The following is a 17,944-nucleotide window of genomic DNA, read 5'->3' as shown; positions in this document are numbered from 1 at the left end:
AAAAGCGCCCTTCGAGCTCTCTTCACTCCGATCTCAACGCTACCACCGGATCCACTTTGGTTGCCGCGCGCGCGGGCGCCCACGTCGACACGAGCGCAATCACTGCGACCAGCACCGCCGCGGCAGCGTAGATCGTGACGTCAGAGGCCGTGACGTCGTACAACATTCCTCGCAGTAGCCGCGTCGCGAGGGATGAGACGAGCAGGCCCGCGACGATTCCCACGACGGCGATGCGCGCGCCTTCGCCAAGCACGAGCGCAAGCACCGTCGCCGGACGAGCGCCCAGGGCAAGGCGAACGCCAATCTCGCGCCGACGCTCGCCAACGCTGAGCGCGATCACGCCATAGAGACCGACGACCGCAAGCGCGAGCGCTGCGAGCGCGAACGCGCCAATCAGGACGAGGCTGAAGCGCTGCCTCGCGAGCGAGGCGCTGAAGACGTCGCGGAGGGTACGCACCAGCTCGAGCGCGACGTCCGGTCGGAGCGCGCGGAGCTCGCGACGCAGCGACGGAAGCACAGCGATGGGATCTCCCTTCGTTCGCATAACGAGTACGAGCTGCGGATACGTCATCTGCGCTTCCGGGAGATACACCGCAGGCGTCGGCGCCTCGTCGAGTGAAGACGCGCGGACATCGTCGACCACGCCGATGATCTCTCGCGCCCCCGGCGTGAAGTCGCATCCGCAATGAATCCGGTGACCGATAGCGCGATCGCCAGGAAAGAGGCGGCGCTCGAGCTCGCGACTCACGACGATCACGCGCGGCGTCTCGGCGCGGTCGCTGGCGTTGAACGTGCGGCCCGATTGGAGCCGTATTCCCATCGCGCGGAAGTAATCGCCCGCCGTCACGAAGTATTGCGTCTCGGGCGCCTGTCCCGGGGCGGGTGCAGGCCGACCCTCGATCGTAAAGCCTGCCGATTCCGGATCAGCGGTGAGTGGCAACACACTGACTGCGCCGGCGGCGACGACGTTAGGCAGCGCCGCGGCGCGGTCGGTGAGCGTCGTGAAGAAAGCCGACCAGCCGGGACCGTCCCGTTGCGGATTGAACGAGCCCGCAATCGGCAGCGCGACGTTCGCACTGACCGCCCCTTCCGCGTGGAAACCCGGATCGACGTGCTGCAGCCTGACGAAGCTCGCGCCGAGCAATCCAGCGGCGACGAGCAGCACGAGCGACAGCGCGATCTGCGCGCCCACGAGGATTCGGCGGCCCGTCGTGCGTGCCGCGCTCCCGGTCGCTCGCGCACTGCCGCCAGTGAGCGCCGGCGCGAGCGGCGATCCACGCGCATGGATCGCGGCGGCAATTCCGAAGATCGTTCCGGCAGCCAGGGCGCAGACGGCCGCGGCAACGAGGACGCGCCAATCCAGGGAGACGTCATCTGCACGTGGGAGCTGACCTGGCACGAGCGCGAGCATGACACGCGTGGCGAACGCCGCCAGAACGACACCTGCGGCTGCACCGAGAAGAGCGAGCAGCACATTCTCGATTACCAGCTGCCGCCCAAGCCGCGTCGCACCGGCACCCAGTGCAGTGCGAACGGCCAGCTCGCGCCCTCGCGCGCTCGTCCGCGCGATGAGGAGACTAGTAACATTGACGCAGGCAATGACGAGCACGAGCGCGACGGCGCCGAGTAGAACCAGGAGCGTGCGCTGCACCGGCGCGGCGGCTTGCTCGGCCAGCGACGGCGCGTACAGCTGGACGCGTCCGGTGCCGCCCGCGAACTGCGCGTCGAGCCGCTTGCTGAGAGCAGCGAGCTGCGCGTCGGTCGTGGCCGTCGAGCCAGCATCTCGCCGCCGAGCGACGACGGCCAGATTCAGTGTCCAGCGGTTTTTGAGATCGCTGTCGGTGAACGTGAGTGGGGTCCATACCTCCGTGCGCGTCGGAAATTGAAGACCACTGGGAAGCTCGGCACCACGCGGGAAGCTGAGGCCACGCGGAGCGATTCCGATGATGGTGCATCGCTCGCCGCTGAGCGTGACCGATTTGCCAAGGATCGACGGGTCGCCCGCCCACCGACGGCGCCAGAGACCATCGCTGATGATGGCGACGCGCGGCGCGCCGGGCTGGGCGTCGCCTACGGTGAAGTCACGACCGATCGCGGGTCGTATGCCGAGTGTCGCGAAGAGTCCGGGCGTCGTTCTCACTCCGGCGACTTGCTCCGGCTCCGCTCCCTCGCTCAAGGTGAGGGGCCAGGACCGGAACGCGGCACTCGGCCCAAGCGACGGAACGCTCTCAACGATGTCGAGATACGTCGGCGCCGAGAGCGGCATTTGACTCGGCGTACCGCGAACGTCGGGTCCGACGAACCAGAGCATGACGAGGCGGGCCGGATCGCGATAGGGAAGCGGGCGCAGGAGCACGCCGGACACGATCGCGAAGACCGCAGCCGCGGCCCCGATGCCTAACGCGAGGGTCAGCGTGGCCGCGGCGGTGAAGGCCGGCCGCCGCCAGAGCGAGCGCAGCGCGACTTTGAGATCGAGTCCGACGCCCTGGAGCCAATCGCGGCGAGCGTGCTCGCGGGCGCGGTGGTCGCGCTCGTCGCGGCACGCGGCTTCGATCGCGGCGACGTCGCCGAACCACGCGGCGGCGGCGCGTCTGGCCTCCTCGGGCGACATCCCGCGCTCGATGAACTCGCGTGTCCGCATTTCGAGATGAAAGCCAATCTCTTCGGCGACGTCGCGCTTGCTGTTGGTGAGGCGGAAGGATCGCGGCATAACGAGTGGCCTCCTACGTCGAGACGGCGAGGGCACGGTTGACAGCGCGCGTGTGCTCGAGCCAGCGCGCGGTTTCGTCGCGCAGCCCACGCCGGCCGGCGGTGGTGAGCGAGTAGTACTTGGCGTCGCGCCCGGTCTCGCTGCGGCGCCATTCTTCCTTGAGGAGGCCGCGGCGTTCGAGGCGATGGAGCGCGGGATAGAGGACGCCTTCCTGAACGACGAGAACGTCGTCGGTCGTCTCGCGAATCCAGCGGCCGATCGCATAGCCGTGGCTGGGGCCCCAGCTGACGGCTTTCAGGATCAGGAGGTCGAGCGTCCCCGTGTAAAGATTCGAGCCTGCCATTCCGGGCTCCAGGCCTTGGTGACATAGGTATATGACCGGGCGAACCCTATGTCAACTAGGGTATGAGAGGGGCCGAAAAAAAGGGCGAACCCTTTTCGGCTCGCCCTCTTGCCCTTTCTGCGCGCTATTGGTCGCTCAACACAAACGCCGTCGATGGCGTCCCACCCGCTGCCTTGTCTGCGACCACGAACGTGCGCCCACTCGTCCCCGCCAGAGCGACGCTCGCGATGTTCACGAGCACGTTCGCGGAGCGGTTGGCGGGGGCAGTACCGGCCGGGACGGCGCGGAATTGGTAGGTGCCCGGCGCGATTGTTGTGACATACGCCGATGCACTCTGCGTCGCCACACCCGAAGCGACGGGCGTCGCGGTCGAGAGATCGGCGTTAGGCGCCGTGATGAACACGTCGATCGAACCGGCGGACGGACTGAGGTTCACGACACGCACGCGTGTTTGTGTCGACGTCGCCGCCGTGTTCGTATCCTTCGTGACGAACGACGACACGGCGCCGCCCCCCGCGCCACCGGTGGCGTACACGGAGACGTCCTGCCCAGAGGTGATCGTGACCGTCAACGTCGCGACCGTCACCGTCGTGTCGGCAGTCCGCTTGAGTACCAGCGACCGATCGCCCGCGAGAATCGCCGAATAGTTGGCCGTGTTCGGCGCGGGAAGGCTCGAGGGCGTTGTCCCCGTATAGCCCAGGTTCACACCGAAGGGGACCTTCTCGAGGATCGCGTTGACCGGATTGCGCGCCGGATCAGTGATCAGGTTCACGAAGCGAATGCGGCCCGTTGGGCCCGTGGGCTCGAGCGGGCCCGGCGCCTCCTTCGTGCCACAGGCGGCGGCGGCAGCGACCGCCATTGCGAGTGCGCCGTGCCTAACGTGTCTCCACGGGGAGACCTTCGAATATGAATTCATACGAGTGCTCATGTCGTCGGGCAGCTGGCGGGAAACGTCGAGGGCTCGGTCGGATCGGGGAGAGCAGTGAACGTCGCGTTCGGGTTGGCGTTGCGATCGCCGACGGCGTACGGCAGCCAGCAGCGCTGACCCGACGTCGGCACGTTAGGCGAGGCGACAGGGCCGATGATCGCGCCGAGGCGACGCGTGTCCTCCCACCGGCTTCCCGTGCCTAGCAACTCGTACCGTCGCTGCGCATAGATCTCGGTGATCAACTGCGCCTGCGTCAGCTGACTGCCTAACGCTGGCAGACAGGCCTTCGGGTCGTCCAGACCGCGGCCGCCGGGGCAATCGGTGCGAACGGAATCGAGCGCGGCTTGCGCGGCGGGGAGTTGATTCTGGCGCGTCAGCGCCTCGGCCTTGATGAGAAGCGCCTCGTCGGGCATGTAGACGGGCAGTGGCGCCTGGGGGTTCGAATAGCGAGACCAGGGATCGAGCAAGGCGCCGATGCGGCCGCTGAGTGTCGTGGAGGGTGTGACGAAGTACTGCCAGCGGAGATCGGCCGGATCCATCGACGTGCGATATTGACGCCGCACGGCGATGCCGTTCGTGCCGCCGGTGACGTTGGCGTAGAAGTTCACCGTCGGCGACGGGAACGTCAGCACCGAGAGCGCTGCCGGCCCGGAGCGCGCGACGGCGTTCGCCGCGGCCAGCGCGGTCGCGTCGTCGTTCGCGATCCGTGCGTACCGCGCGCGGAAGAGCTGGATCAGGTCGGGGAGGCTGACCCCGGGCGTGAGAATGTTCGCATTGAAAAACGCGCTCGGCGGCGTCGCGGCGATCTCGGCGGCCGCCGAATCGATCAATGCGCGGATGTACGGGAGCGCCACCGAGCGGCCGACGTACGTCGGTGCGGTGATATTGTAGGTCGCGATCGGGATCTTCTGATACGACTGCAAGGCCTCGCCTAACGCTTCAGCCTTGAGCGCGTACGCCAGGGCGCGGATGCCGCTCCGTGTTCCGGGGTCGAACTGCGTCGCGAGCGCGACGGAACCGGCGAGGAGGTCGTCCGCCGTGCGCACGGTGCGATACACCGAGTTGAACACGTTGTCGGCGATCGCCGTGCCGCTCGGGACCGCGCCCTGCTCGGCGTCGGAGATCGAGACCAGGGCTGCGCTCGTCGACGCAAACTCGTCGGTCACAAGTCCTGCCATGTAGGCGAAGTTGCCGTACGAAGAGGCAAATCGCCCCTGCAGACCAGTTGCGAGCGCGATCACACCGTCGACGCTGGTCGTCACCTGCTCCTGCGTCGGCTGATTGGGATTCTGAATGTCGAGCGTGCACGCGGTGAGCGCGCCCCCGCTCGCGATGAGCGCGGCGATCGTCACCGCGCGCTGCTTCATGATGCGCATGGGAGTATCTCCGCGATCAGAATGTGAACCGCGCGCTCAACGACCACGTGCGCGGAATGGGGTAGCCACCGAAGTCGAAGCCGCGATCGGCGGCCGTCGTCTGCACCGAGCCGATGCCGCCGGCGTTGGTGCCGAAGAGATTGATCTCGGGATCGTAGCCGCTGTACTTCGTCCAGACGTACAGGTTGCGACCCGACAGTGTGAGATCGATGCCGTCCTTGAAGTAGCGTCGCACCGGTGGTGCATCGACCGTGTAGCTCGCCGCGAGCTCGCGCAGCTTCACGAACGTGCCGTCCTCGATCCAGTACTCGAAGATGCCCTGTGTTCGCGCGTTGAATCCCGGAGGCAGCTTGCGGGGATCTCCATACGGCAACAGCTCACGCTCGTAGGACTTCGAGTTGCTGGCAATGCCCGCGTTCTGCGCGCGCGTCGACAGATTCATGATCTGGTTTCCGAAAACACCGTCGAGCAGCGCGCGGAGGCGAATCTTGCGAAGGAGCGTCACCTCGTTCAGGAACGAGCCGGTCCATTTCGGATTCGGATCGCCGATGATCTTGTTGAGTGAATCATTACAGGTGCCGTGGCTGAGCGCCTCGCGCGCAGCGAGTGTCGCGCCCATGTCGACGGTCTGATTGCTGCGGCGATACCGGCCTAACGAATCGACGAGGAGCTGTCCGGTGATGCAATCGCGAGCGGCGTACGAGCCATAGAACACGCCAGCCGGATATCCGGCTCTGATTCGGTTCGGATAGCCGCCCGCCGATTGGAAATCCTGGATGCTCAGGCTCTCGACGAGGTTCTTGTTGTGCGCGTACGTGACCGTCGAGGCCCAGCTGACCTTCTGGTTGTCGACGTTCTGCGTGCGGAGCATCAGCTCGATGCCCTTGTTCGACATCGACCCAATCGGCGCGAACTGCTGTGAGAAGCCCGTGCTCGTCGGCAGCGGACGGAAGAAGAGCAGATCGGAGACGAGCCGATTGTAGTACGTCGCTTCGGTCGAGACGCGTCCGTCGAGGAATCCGACGTCGGCACCCACTTCCCACTCGCGCGCGCGTTCGTTGCGGAGGTTCGGGTTGCCATAAACCGTGTTGTTGACGAAGCCGGGCCGGCCAGCGAACGGCAGTTGCGTATACGTGATGAATTGCGAGTAGGCGTTCGTTATGCTCGGCTGGCTACCGGCGTAGCCCAGGGCGCTGCGGAGGCGAAGATTGTTGAGCGCCCCCGGTTTGTTGTCGATGACGACGTACGATGCCGAGAACTTCGGGAACGCCTGCCAGCGTTCGGATGGAGCGAATGTCGAGGACGCGTCGTACCGCACGCCACCCGTGAGAAAGAGCTTGTTCTCCCAGGCGAGCTCCTGTTGGCCATAGAAGCCTAACGTGCGCAACTCGACGTCCGTCTGCGCCGCCGAGAACACCGAGCCGGCGCTGACGAGATCACCGACGGGCGCGAGGCCGTTCGCGGTCGCACTAGTCATGCGAACGCGTTGGTCGGTGAAGTTGAAACCCGCCGTCGTACGCAGATCGAACGGACCGATCGGGTTCCACGTGTAGCTACCGACGCCGTCCTGGTTGAGTACCCGCGACGCCTGAAACACCGACTGCGAGCGTCCGGTCGCGAGTGGCGCCGTACCGAGGACGGCATTTCGCGGCACGAACTGACGCTGCTCGAAGCCGGTGTTATCGAGGCCTAACGTGTAGTCGAAGAGGACATGCGTCAGCGGCGTCCAGGTCAGCTTCGTCGACCCGATGAACCGGTCGATCTGCTGCGGATTGCGGATCCTGTCGATCGCAAGCAGCGGATTCGTCCCCAGCGAGGGAGGCAACGGGTAGATGCCGTTCACCGGGAAAAAACTGACCTGCGTCGGTGCGAAGAAGAGCGACCCCATGATGCCGTAGTCGTTCTGCTCGCCAAAGGCCTGTAACTCGTTATGCGTCGTGACGTAGTTGGCGCTGACGTTGCCGATCAGCTTCGACGCGAGTTGCTGCTGGAGGTTGATGCGGGCGCCCGAGCGGCGGGACGAGGTCGAGCGCATGATCCCGTCTTCGTCGGCGAAATTGCCGCTGATGTAGTAACGGGTCTGATCGTTCCCGCCTTCGACGGTGAGATTCTGCTCATTCGCGGGCGCCCGATGAAAGATGTTGTCCTGGTAGTTGTACCGTTGGACGGGCAGTCCCGCTTCGTTGAACGGGTAGAAGTTGAAAGGCTGCTGCTCGCGCAACTCGCCCATGGAAAAACGGGTGGTGCCCGTATAGTGCGCTTTGCCGATAGTTCCGCGCTTGGTGAAGATCTGCACGACGCCGTTGTTCGCGCGCGAGCCATACAGCGCTGCCGCCGCGGCACCACGCGTGACCTCGATGTGCTCGATGTCATCCGGGTTCAGGTCGGCGAGTCGGTTCTGCGGATTCGAGCGAGTACCGAGATCCGCGAGCTGCGCCGAACCGTTGTCGATGATCACGCCGTCGACGATGTAGAGTGGATCGGAGCCGGAGATGAACGAATTCGTGCCGCGGAGGCGAACGGAGATACCGCCGCCGCCGGGACTCCCCGAGTTCTGCGTGATCTGCGCGCCGGCGACTTTGCCTTGCATCGCCTGGTCGACCGTGACCGCTTCGGCCTTGCTGATGAGCGCCGAATCCACCGTAGCGATGCTGGTGCCGACGGCGCGCTTCTCGGTCGCGGTCCCCGTACCGGTGACGACGACCTCGCTGAGGTTTACGGCGCTGACACTGAGTGCGATCGCACCGACGTCATTGTCGCCGGCGGTGACGTTGACGACGCGGTCGACAGGCTGATAGCCGATGCGTCGCACCTCGACGGTGCGCGAGCCGGTGGGAATGGCAGCGAGTGTGAAGTCGCCACTCTGGTTCGTCAGCAGGCCGAGGCGCGTGCCGGTGATGGTGACCTGGGCTTCGGGGATGCCGCGACCGGACGCGCCGTCGGTGACGTGGCCGCGGATAGTGCCCGTGAGCGCCTGGGCGTGGAGCGGCGTTGGATGGAATAGATAAGCGAGCGCGAGCGCAGACAGCGTTGCGCCGCGTCTGACGGAGCGTGGGAGCATGCGTGATCTCCGGGAGCCGGAGGACAATGAGGTGGGAACGACCGCGGCCCTAACCGCGCGCGGGAACAATAGCCTACTGCACGCGGTCAGGCCAGCAAGGTGTCTCTTGCCGGAGATGACTCCTTCCGTTAGGCACCCCTAGAATCGGACACGGATTCCAAGCGAGGCCTGGTCGGAATAGAGAGCGTCGCGGCGCATCCAGAGATTGCGAAGGCCGAAGTTCAGGCTCACATGCCATGCCGTGAGCTCGGCGCCGGCGCCAAGGCCGGCTTCACGCGTCTGGCCAGGGCCGACGCGATACGGGTTCGTGCATGACGGCGCCGTGTAGACGCAGTCACCTTGCTCGAGGCCTGCGCGTCCGAGCTCGGCGTAGGGCGCGATGAAGGGACTCAAGGACAACCGCGAGGGCGAGCCCCACCGAATCGAGAGTGGGATCGCCAGTCGCACCGCGCGCTCATTGTACCCGGTCCACTTGTCGATATCGTAGGCGCCGTACAGGTCGAGACCGGTGCCGATCGATCCGAGGAATCCCAAGTCGCGCTGGGCAATAGGTCGCGCATACCCGAGTCCGTAAGCGCGGTCGACGGTGGTCCATGCGTAGCTGCCAAATATCGTCCCGCCACCCAAGCGTAACCCCGCCGTCGTCATCCAGGCGTTCCGATTACCGCCGATCAGATCGACCTGAGTGAATGCGCGGGCCGTGTCGTCGAGCGCCGCTGGATCCGCCGTCGGTTTCACCAAGGCTTTATTCGCGTTGGGCGCCTGCGCGCCGAGCCTCACTGAGCACATACTCATCGCTACGATAAGAGCGGTCGCTATTCGCTGATGTGTCATGGTTAGGGCCCCTGCACAGGTAGCGTCGTTGTCCGCGTCTGTGGACGGCGAGCGTGAACAATCGTTCCGGAACGACACGAGGGTTAGACTGCTGAAATCACCCTCGTGAGGCACGACGCGCCGGCGCGATGTCTCGCCCGCGGTTTCGGAGCAGCTATCGTGCCCAACAATTTGAGGTATGTCGCTCGGCGTCCGGCGTCACCACGCATCACGCGCCTACGGGAACCGCACGCCGATCTTTCGGTGCCGGAGCGACAGGGAGTCGGTGCCGAGCGAATCCTGACCGGCACTCGCGTGGTTCGCTTTGAGCAAATACGCAACGACCGCCAGATACTCGTCATCCTTCAACCCGCCCGGATTGTTGAGCGGCATCGTGCTGCGGATGAGCGTATAGAAATCCGACACACGATGGTCATTCCAGTTCTCGACGAATGCCTGTCCGATGAACTGCGATTGCGCGTGGCACATCGCGCACACCTGAGTGAAGACTTTCTCGCCACGATCAGCCTGCGCCGGCCAATATGTCGCCGCAGGCAGGTTGGGGGTCGTCGTGCGCACGACCCGAGCGTTGGGATCAATCCGCAGTGGGACCGGCGCGCCGGTCTTCGAGTCGGCGGTAAGGTGCGCGCCAAGGGGCGTAAGCACGCGCCCGGCGGACGCCGCGCCGCTCGCGCAGCCAGCAACGACTATCGTCCAGACCACGACTGCTCCACGTCTCGCACCCATGATACGGCTCCTCAACGGATAAGCGACCGCCACCATTATATCCTGCAGTGATGCCATTTCGCGATCCGGTTTGCGTCCGCGTCGCCCCGACGGCATGTTGACGCGCGATTCAACCGTCCTGGCCCAAAGAAACATGAGTGACGAGTCGAAAGAAGACGGCAGCTCCCTCCACCGACGGGATTTCATCAAAGTCGCCGGCACGGGCGCCGGAATGCTATTGCTTGGCGGACGCGCCGGCGCGGAGGGGCTCGCGACGAAGGAGACGGAACAGCGGAGCGCGTCGGTGCTCGGACGGCGCTCGCCCGACGTCGTCGTCATCGGCGCGGGAATCTGGGGGAGCTTCACCGCGTACCACCTGCGCAAGAGCGGCGCGAAGGTCACGCTCGTCGATGCGTATGGTCCCGGGAATGGCCGATCGACCTCCGGCGACGAGTCGCGTGGCGTGCGCTCATCGTATGGGGACCGGCAAGGCACGCAAGGCGAGCTGTGGATGCTCTGGGCGCGTGAGGCAATGAAGCGATGGAAGGCGTTCGACGACGAATGGGGCCGCGACCTGAGATTGAACCTTTTCCATGTGACCGGCGATCTGATCCTGCGCGAGGACTGGGACAACTTTCAGCTGCGCTGCAAGCTCTGGTGGGACAAGCACAAGATTCCGTACAACATCCTCGCGCCCGAGGACGTCCGCCGCTCGTTTCCAGTGATGTCCGTTGACGAAATCAGTGCGATTCTCTACGAGCCGGACGCCGGCGTCGTGCGCGCGCGCCGCGCCGTCCACGCGGTGGCCGCGGCCTTCGAGAAGCTGGGCGGTGAGATCGTCATCGGCCGGGCGACGCCCTCGAAAGTCGTCGATGGCCGCCTCGAGGAGATCGCGCTCGACACGGGCACGACGCTGCGCGCCGACACTTTTGTCTACGCAGTTGGAGCCTGGTTAGGCAAGACTTTTCCAGATCTCTTCGCCAAAAAGATGCGAGTGCCGATCGGATACGTCTGCTACTACGGGACGCCGATCGGGGACTATCGTTTCACATATCCTAATCTGCCAAGTTTCAACTTCCCCGGCGTGACGGGCTGGCCGGCGTTGCCGGTAGACAATCGTGGGTTTCGGGTGCGCGGCGCCGAGCGGGCGCCGACGCCACCGAACACACCGTCGACCGTCGCCAATGGCGGCGCGACGCCGAATCCGAACGCGCCCGCAGTCGACACGGGCTCGAACGCAGCGAACGCCGGTGGTGCTCGTCAGAGCGGACAGGCGCAGGTCGAAGTACCGCCGCAGCAGCTGGACCCGGATACGAGCGATCGTTGGGCGAATCAGGAACGCCTCGACGGCTCACGCCGATTCATCGCACATCGCTTCCCACTGCTCAAGGATGCGCCGATCGCGCAGACGCATGCCTGCCACTACGAGATCACCTCGAGTGGCAACTTCATCGTTGATCACCATCCGCACATGACGAACGTGTGGATCGCCGCAGGCGGAAATGCCGAAGGTTTCAAGTTCGGGCCAAAGATCGGTGACTACGTCGCGCAGCGCGTACTCGGCGTCTGGGAGGACACGGGCGTCGATCCGCAGTTCAGGGTTCCCGAAAAGGAGTTCGAGCCCGTGAAACCAGCTGCCGATAGTACGCGCCGTCCTGGGTGAGAACTCCTCCATCGCGCGTGGCAAGGCTCCTGGTTCAATCAGCATTTACGGCATTTACACGGACAAAGCCGGACAACGCCGCACACTGCCGGACTAAGAGCGGGAACGTGTTTTCTTCAAAAAAAAAAGACAAAAAAGAATTTCTGTTCTGCTTTTCGTCCGGCCTTGTCCGGCCTTGCCCGGCTTTGTCCGCGTTCAGAATCGTTGATCTCTCCCAACACTTCGGCGCGCGCGGCGGCGAGGAGTCGGCGATATCCCGCGAAAGGCCTCACCGCGCCAGTCGGATTGTTTTCGTTCTGCTGGCAGGATTCTGGTTATGCACGCGGCGCCCCTCGATGCTGAATTGGCTGTCATGGACGACAACCGCACTGCCGACGATGACCCTTCGACGCGTCAGCCCGGAAAGCTGTTGCACGAAAAGATTACACAATCAATCATCGCGGCATTCTTCGCAGTCTACGACAAACTTGGGTTTGGATTTCTCGAGAGGATCTACAAGTCGGCGCTCGAGATCGAGCTACGACGCCGCGGTCACAAGGTCGCGCGTGAAGTGCCGGTTGAGGTCTGGTATGATGGTTTCACGATTGGGCGCTTCGTCATGGATTTCGTCGTCGATGATTTGATCGTACTCGAGACAAAATCCCGATTCGTTCTCAGCCCAACCGATCGACCTCAACTCCTGAACTATCTTCGCGCAACCAGGTTCGACGTAGGGCTCCTACTGCACTTCGGCCCAAAACCGAAATTCTACCGGCTCCTCGCGACCGATCATTTCGAGCGGCTACAGTGAATCGCGAGCGGCGATAGTGAATCGCGAGCGGTGCTAGTGCGCCCCATGGAAGGCGCCTCGTTTGGCTTACGTCAACTGCCTTACCCCGGACAAAGCCGGGTCAAGGCCGGCTTTGTCCGTGTTTCATAGTCGTTGATCTCTCCCGACACATGAGCCCGCGTGGCGTCGGGAGCATACAAACCTAACGACTCACCCCCGGTCGATATCTCCGAATCGACTGGGCGTCGACGTCCTTCGCCGTGAATGCGACCGGCTTCAACTCACCGCGCGCGAACATCGCGGCCTGGTCGTCGTGGAACGGTGAATCGGCGCGATCGCTCTCGCCATACGCCAGCACCGAGTACGCGTGCGGGATGTCCGTGAATTCGACGGCGAGGATCCAGCCATCGCCGCCGGCCGCGGCGCGCTTGCCGTCGGGCTCGTTGCGGTACCAGATCACGCGGAAACAGCCGAGGTCACCGTTGCAGCCGCCAACGGGCACGTCGACGCTGCCGACGCGGACGCGGTGGACGTCGCCCCATGCGACATCGGCGGCGCCGAAGCGGTGTGTCGTCTCGTCGACCGCCCATGCGAAGGCGGCCGCGGCGCGGGCGCCGTCCCGCAATCCACGTGGCGTCGACGCGGGTGACGTTATGCTCCACGGCTGCGCGAACAGGCTATCGGCCATCGAGCCCTGGATGTAGCGGCGCCACCAGATCTCGAACAGCAGGCCACCTTTGCTCGTCGGTGCGACGGAGTTGTCCCAGCGCTCGATCGCGTCGATCGCCTGAGCAACGGCCGGCGTTGGATTCGACGCGCGCACGGCCGCGACGAGATCGCTCTTCACGCGGTCGGCAAGGAGCATGTGATACGAGTGCTTCAGCGCGATCACGTCCTCTAGGCTCAGCTTCCGGTTCGTGTCGATGAGCTCGAGGCTCATTTGCGTGCGGAGGCCAACCTTCGGCTCGGGGAAGTTCGCGGGATAGCGCTTGCGGTCGAGTGGCAGATGCAAGTTCGTAAAATACGGCGGGTCGTTCGAGTTCTCGACGTAACCGCCTTTGGGATCGAGGAGTTGCGGGAGCGAGTCCCATGGCACATAACGAGTCCAGACGTCCGACGTCCCGTGCGCCGGTACCGCCGCCGTGTCACCGCCACTCGGATGCGGTAGTGACGGGATGGTGGCATTCCATACATAGAAAATGTGGCCGGCGCGGTCGGCGTACGTGAAATTCGAATTCACTCGCGCGCGCATGCGCATCGCATCCTTCCATTGCTCGAGCGACTTTGCGCGCATCATGCGGAGGAACTGCTCGCCGGCGCGGAAGTCGCCGTCGCCAGCCGCCTTGAGGACGTAGACCTTCCCGCCGCCACGATAGATCACGGGGCCTAACGAGGTGCGCCACATCTCGCGCGTCTCGCTCGAGAGTCCGGGACCATTCTTGTACTCGACCGTCACCAGCTGACGCTCGAGACTGAGCGACGCACCGTCGAACAAGTAATGGTCGACGCGCGTCGAATCCACATCGAGCGCGTAAATCGCGTTCAGCTCCGGCGCGTTGTTCGTCGTCGCAAAGCCGAGGTCGTGATTGAAGCCGCCGACGACGCTGAACGGGCCGCCGATGCGGAAGTCGCCGTAGAAATCCAAGACGTTAGGCACGGTAACCTGCGCCTCGTAGTAGCCCGCGTCCCACGAGAGGTGCGGGTTGCGCATGAGGATCGCCCGCCCCGACTTTGTGCGACTTGGCGCGAAGGCCCACGCGTTGGACCCGTAATCGGGCACGTCGTCTGGAAAGCCTTCGGGTGGTTCGTTGGATGCCGGAGGCCGCTGACGACGCGGGGCTGCCGGTTGCATCTTCGCAAGGAAGCGGCGCACCGCGGCCGGCGACGGCATCTCCACGTCCTTCGTCGCAACGTCGTAGCCGGTGAAGTGGGGCGCGAAGCCCGCCGGAAACTCCTCCGGATGCAGCTCGACGTACCGATTGGCGCCCGCCGCGAAACCCTCGTACACGTTGCGCGTATCCTGGTCGAGCTGGGCGTAATGCCTAACGGCTTCGTCGTAGGCGAGCTTCGCCGTGTAGTCACCCTCGATGCTGTCGCGGCCGAACCACTTGCCCATCTCACCCCGCGCGTGGACGAGGGCGAAGGCGACGCGTGGTCCGTAGTCCTCGAGCTGCACGTACGCGAGCGCGTACGCCGCCGCCTCGACGTTCTCGGCGCGTATGTGCGGGACGCCGTGCGTTGTGCGCACGACCTCGACCTGCGAGGCGAGCGACTGGGCGTGTGTGGTGACAGGGAATGCAAGTGCGGCGAGCGTCAGCGTTCGCCGCAGGCGGGACATGTTAGGCACAGCGATCTCCGAAAAACGGGCCGCGTGAACGTTAATCACGCGCGCGCCGTGCCCGGAACTGCGTCGTCATCGTGGCGCGGAAAGTTCGATTGGGTGGCGGTGTGGAGGTGCTCGACTTGCTCGGCCCCATCGTCTCCGTGTCGTACGTCCGCCACTGGAGCGCCAGGTCGAGCGCCACGCCTGGCGTCAGGTACGTCCGCAGTCCCGCACGGGTGCCGTGGCTCCCGAGCGTCTGATAGCTCTGGCCGAGGCTCTCATTGCCGACGAACAGCTCGGCGAAGGGGACGACGCGCGTGGCGACCGGTAGATAGCCGCGGCCGAATAACTCGAGGACGTGGCTTCCGCTGCTGCGATAGAAGGCAAAGACCATGTTCGCCGTCGATCCGGCCTGGAGCCAGCGAGTCAGGAACGGAGCCAGCGTCGCATTCACGGCGAGTGAATGTGTCGGGCGAAGAGTGTAGTCGGCGAAGAGATTGACGTCGAAGATGCCAAATGCAGGGAGTGCCGTTAGGCGACGATTCGCTCGTCCGAAGAGATACGGATCGAGGCTGACGAGGACATCTTCGCTGTTCGATGCGGCACCGACGTCAGAGTGGCGGAAACGAAATTCGCTGCGGAATGCCAACGATGGCGATAGGAAGTGGAGATAGCCGGCCTGCACACCGTAGGTCCCGTTGCCCGTCGCGAAGGTGGCTCCGCGCTGCGATGCAAAGGCGCCAACGTAGGGCAGCCATCTGCCGCTGCTCACCGGGTAGTAGTTGGCAACCGCTTCGGCGCCGCCCGACAAGTAGTAGTGCTGGACGCCGCCGTCGACCTCCCACGTTGGCGAAAGGCCTGCTTGCCAGTGGTCGTTGATGAACGGAAGCGCGGCGCCGCTGCCCCGGAAGTACGAGTACACGGGGCGCATGTAGGAGAGATCGAGCGCGACACGCGTCGATCCCACCAGCGTTTGTATGGTGTCCTGGGCGTTGCTCTTGGCGGGGAGACTGCCTAACGCGACAAGAACGCCTGCCAGCAGGCGTTGGAACTGCACGGGGGAGCCTTTGCTTCGCGGGGAGGGAAGACAAAGGTGTGCGTTCGTTCACGGACGTGCAATAGTGTGATCAGCGATCAGGCGACGAGTCGCCTCATGCGCGAGCGACGCTCCGCACATCGGGAACGAGTTCGTCCGCCAAGCGCCGCAGCACGGCCGCGAGCTCCTCGCGACGCGAAGGGCCCCATTCTGCGAAAAGCTCGGTCAGATACGCGCGACGCGCGGCGACGAGCTTGTTCAACGTCGCGCAGCCCGCGAACGTCAGCTCCCATCGCGGAGTCCGGCCGTCGCCGGGCCGTTCCACGATCAAACCGCGCGAGCGCAGGTCGGTCATCGCGACACTCACTTCTTCCGGGCCGGCACCGCGTTCCTTGCCTAACGTCTGGACGTCGGCGTCCGGATACCGATCGATGCGCACGAGCAAGGACGCCTCGAGCGGCTCGAGGTCGACACCGGCGCGAGCCGTGATCTGCTCGATGTGCTCGCGCTGGACGTGCCGGTCGGCGAGCGCGGCGAGCCCGCGGAGCACCAGTCCCTCCGATCGCGGGTCTTCGGGCATCGCGAACGCCTCACCCAGCTCGGCGCTGCTTGCGGCGGCGACGGTCTGCCGCAGCGGGCGTTCGGGCGTGAACCACGTGAGGACGAAGCCGAGCAGCGCGACCGCGGTCGCGGCAACGAATATCGTGCCTAACGCTACGGTGAATGCGTTGACGTAGATGTCGCGCAGGGCCGGCGAGAGCTGGCGTAGCGTCTCCGGATTGAGAGCGCCGTGCCCGGTGACGCGCGCGCTGCCCGGCAGCACGCGAGCCAGTGCATGCGCCAGGCTCGCCGAAAAGACAGCGCCAAGCGCCGCCGTACCCAACGAGCCGCCGACGAGCCGGAAGAGCGTCGCGCCCGAGGTCGCGACGCCGAGGTCACGGTACTCGACGTCATTCTGGACCGCGATCACGAGCACCTGCATCACCATGCCGAGTCCGAGACCGAGAACGAGCATGATGATCGCCGCGCTCTGGGTCGTCGTCTGCGCGGTCATGCGCGAGAGCATGTACAGCCCGATGGCCATGACGAGCGTGCCGATGATCGGGAAGATCTTGTATCGACCCGTGCGGCTGATGAGCTGCCCCGAGGCGATCGACGTGACGAGCATGCCCGCCATCATCGGTAGCATCTCGAGACCCGACGCGGTCGGACTCGCGCCTTTCACGACCTGCAGGAAAAGCGGGAGGTAGGTCACGGAGCCGAACAACGCGAAGCCGACGATGAGTCCAATCGCCGACGTCACCGAGAAGGTTCGATTGCGGAAGAGTCGAAGCGGCACCACGGGTTCCGTCGCGCGGCGCTCGACCAGAATGAACGCAACGAGCGATACGACTGCCGCCGCAATCAGCGAGAGCATCATCGGCGAGAGCCAGGGACGGAGCGTGCCGCTGACGTCGGACACGAGCACGATGGCACTCAGGGCGATCGCGAGGAACACCGTCCCGAGGTAATCGATCGATGGATGCCGCCGCTCCGTTGTCGCCGGCAATGTCGACGCGATGACGAGCAACGCGATGATGCCTAACGGCAGATTGACGTAGAAGATCCATCGCCAGGAGAGATGCGTCGTGAAGTAGCCGCCGAGGAGTGGACCGGCGATACTGGCGAGACCGAACACCGCGCCGAAGATTCCTTGATACCGACCCCGATCGCGCGGCGGGACGATGTCGCCGACGACCGCCTGCGTCGTCACCGTGAGTCCGCCACCACCGAGTCCCTGGATCGCACGAAAGACGATCAGCTGCGGCATGTTCCTGCTCAGGCCACAGAGTGCGGAGCCGACGAGAAAGAGGACGATCGCGCTCTGCAACACGCTCTTGCGACCGTAGAGGTCGCCGAGCTTGCCGTAAAGCGGCGTCACGACCGTCTGTGCCAACAGATAAGCCGTGACGACCCAGGATAGACGCGCGAGTCCGCCGAGCTCACCGACGATCGTTGGCAGCGCGGTGGACACGATCGTGGAATCGAGCGCGGCGAGGAGCATGCCGAGCACGAGTCCGCTGAAGACAACGAGGATCTGCTGATGCGAGAGCGAGACTGGTCGCGCCGCCACCGCAGTGGTCACGTGGTCGTCCTTGCGAAGTCTGTTTCCTACTTTGCGAATTTTGCGCCGGTGGCTCGTGGGCGACATGCTGC

General features: G+C 64.8%; 12 protein-coding genes. 2 read left to right on the top strand and 10 right to left on the bottom strand.

Annotated features, from left to right (window positions below):
- Positions 1–22: 22 nt before the first annotated feature.
- The 7 genes from VGH98_06545 to VGH98_06515 all read right to left on the bottom strand — a co-directional run bounded on the left by VGH98_06545 (position 23) and on the right by VGH98_06515 (position 9,978).
- The gene (locus VGH98_06545; protein HEY2375618.1) at positions 23–2,710 is read right to left on the bottom strand and encodes an ABC transporter permease; all 2,688 of its coding nucleotides are present in this window, start codon (positions 2,708–2,710) and stop codon (positions 23–25) included.
- Positions 2,711–2,723: 13 nt separating this feature from the next.
- Positions 2,724–3,053, bottom strand: coding sequence for a PadR family transcriptional regulator (locus VGH98_06540; protein HEY2375617.1), 330 nt, complete (start codon positions 3,051–3,053; stop codon positions 2,724–2,726).
- Positions 3,054–3,177: 124 nt separating this feature from the next.
- Entirely contained in the window at positions 3,178–3,969 is a 792-nt protein-coding gene (locus VGH98_06535; GenBank protein HEY2375616.1) for a DUF4397 domain-containing protein, read from the bottom strand.
- Positions 3,970–3,977: 8 nt separating this feature from the next.
- Positions 3,978–5,357 carry a RagB/SusD family nutrient uptake outer membrane protein gene (locus VGH98_06530; GenBank protein ID HEY2375615.1) on the bottom strand — a complete coding sequence of 460 codons (1,380 nt, stop codon included), beginning with the start codon at positions 5,355–5,357 and terminating at the stop codon, positions 3,978–3,980.
- A 16-nt stretch (positions 5,358–5,373) separates the two neighbouring features.
- Positions 5,374–8,418, bottom strand: a complete 3,045-nt coding sequence (locus VGH98_06525; GenBank protein HEY2375614.1) for a TonB-dependent receptor — start codon at positions 8,416–8,418, stop codon at positions 5,374–5,376.
- Positions 8,419–8,556: 138 nt separating this feature from the next.
- Entirely contained in the window at positions 8,557–9,156 is a 600-nt protein-coding gene (locus tag VGH98_06520; protein HEY2375613.1) for a hypothetical protein, read from the bottom strand.
- A 312-nt stretch (positions 9,157–9,468) separates the two neighbouring features.
- Positions 9,469–9,978 (bottom strand): cytochrome c, encoded by a 510-nt coding sequence (locus VGH98_06515; protein HEY2375612.1) that lies wholly within the window; start codon positions 9,976–9,978, stop codon positions 9,469–9,471.
- Between the two features lie 133 nt (positions 9,979–10,111).
- On the opposite strand from VGH98_06515, the gene VGH98_06510 reads away from it, so the two are divergent.
- Together VGH98_06510 and VGH98_06505 are read left to right on the top strand one after the other, a co-directional pair.
- A complete protein-coding gene (locus VGH98_06510) occupies positions 10,112–11,620 on the top strand; it encodes an FAD-binding oxidoreductase (GenBank protein HEY2375611.1) in 1,509 nt (502 codons plus the stop codon).
- Between the two features lie 352 nt (positions 11,621–11,972).
- On the top strand, positions 11,973–12,410 hold the full coding sequence (locus tag VGH98_06505) for a GxxExxY protein (GenBank protein HEY2375610.1): 438 nt from the start codon (positions 11,973–11,975) through the stop codon (positions 12,408–12,410).
- A gap of 181 nt (positions 12,411–12,591) precedes the next feature.
- Here VGH98_06505 and VGH98_06500 read toward each other — a convergent pair whose 3' ends face one another.
- From VGH98_06500 to VGH98_06490, 3 genes are all read right to left on the bottom strand, one after another.
- On the bottom strand, positions 12,592–14,727 hold the full coding sequence (locus tag VGH98_06500; GenBank protein ID HEY2375609.1) for a penicillin acylase family protein: 2,136 nt from the start codon (positions 14,725–14,727) through the stop codon (positions 12,592–12,594).
- A 40-nt stretch (positions 14,728–14,767) separates the two neighbouring features.
- Positions 14,768–15,769, bottom strand: a complete 1,002-nt coding sequence (locus VGH98_06495; GenBank protein ID HEY2375608.1) for a hypothetical protein — start codon at positions 15,767–15,769, stop codon at positions 14,768–14,770.
- A gap of 94 nt (positions 15,770–15,863) precedes the next feature.
- Positions 15,864–17,939 carry an MFS transporter gene (locus VGH98_06490; protein HEY2375607.1) on the bottom strand — a complete coding sequence of 692 codons (2,076 nt, stop codon included), beginning with the start codon at positions 17,937–17,939 and terminating at the stop codon, positions 15,864–15,866.
- Positions 17,940–17,944 lie beyond the last annotated feature (5 nt).

The organism is Gemmatimonadaceae bacterium (assembly GCA_036496605.1).
Classification (GTDB): domain Bacteria; phylum Gemmatimonadota; class Gemmatimonadetes; order Gemmatimonadales; family Gemmatimonadaceae; genus AG2.
Note: the sequence above shows the minus strand (reverse complement) of the source record. Positions and strands in the feature narration are given on the sequence as shown.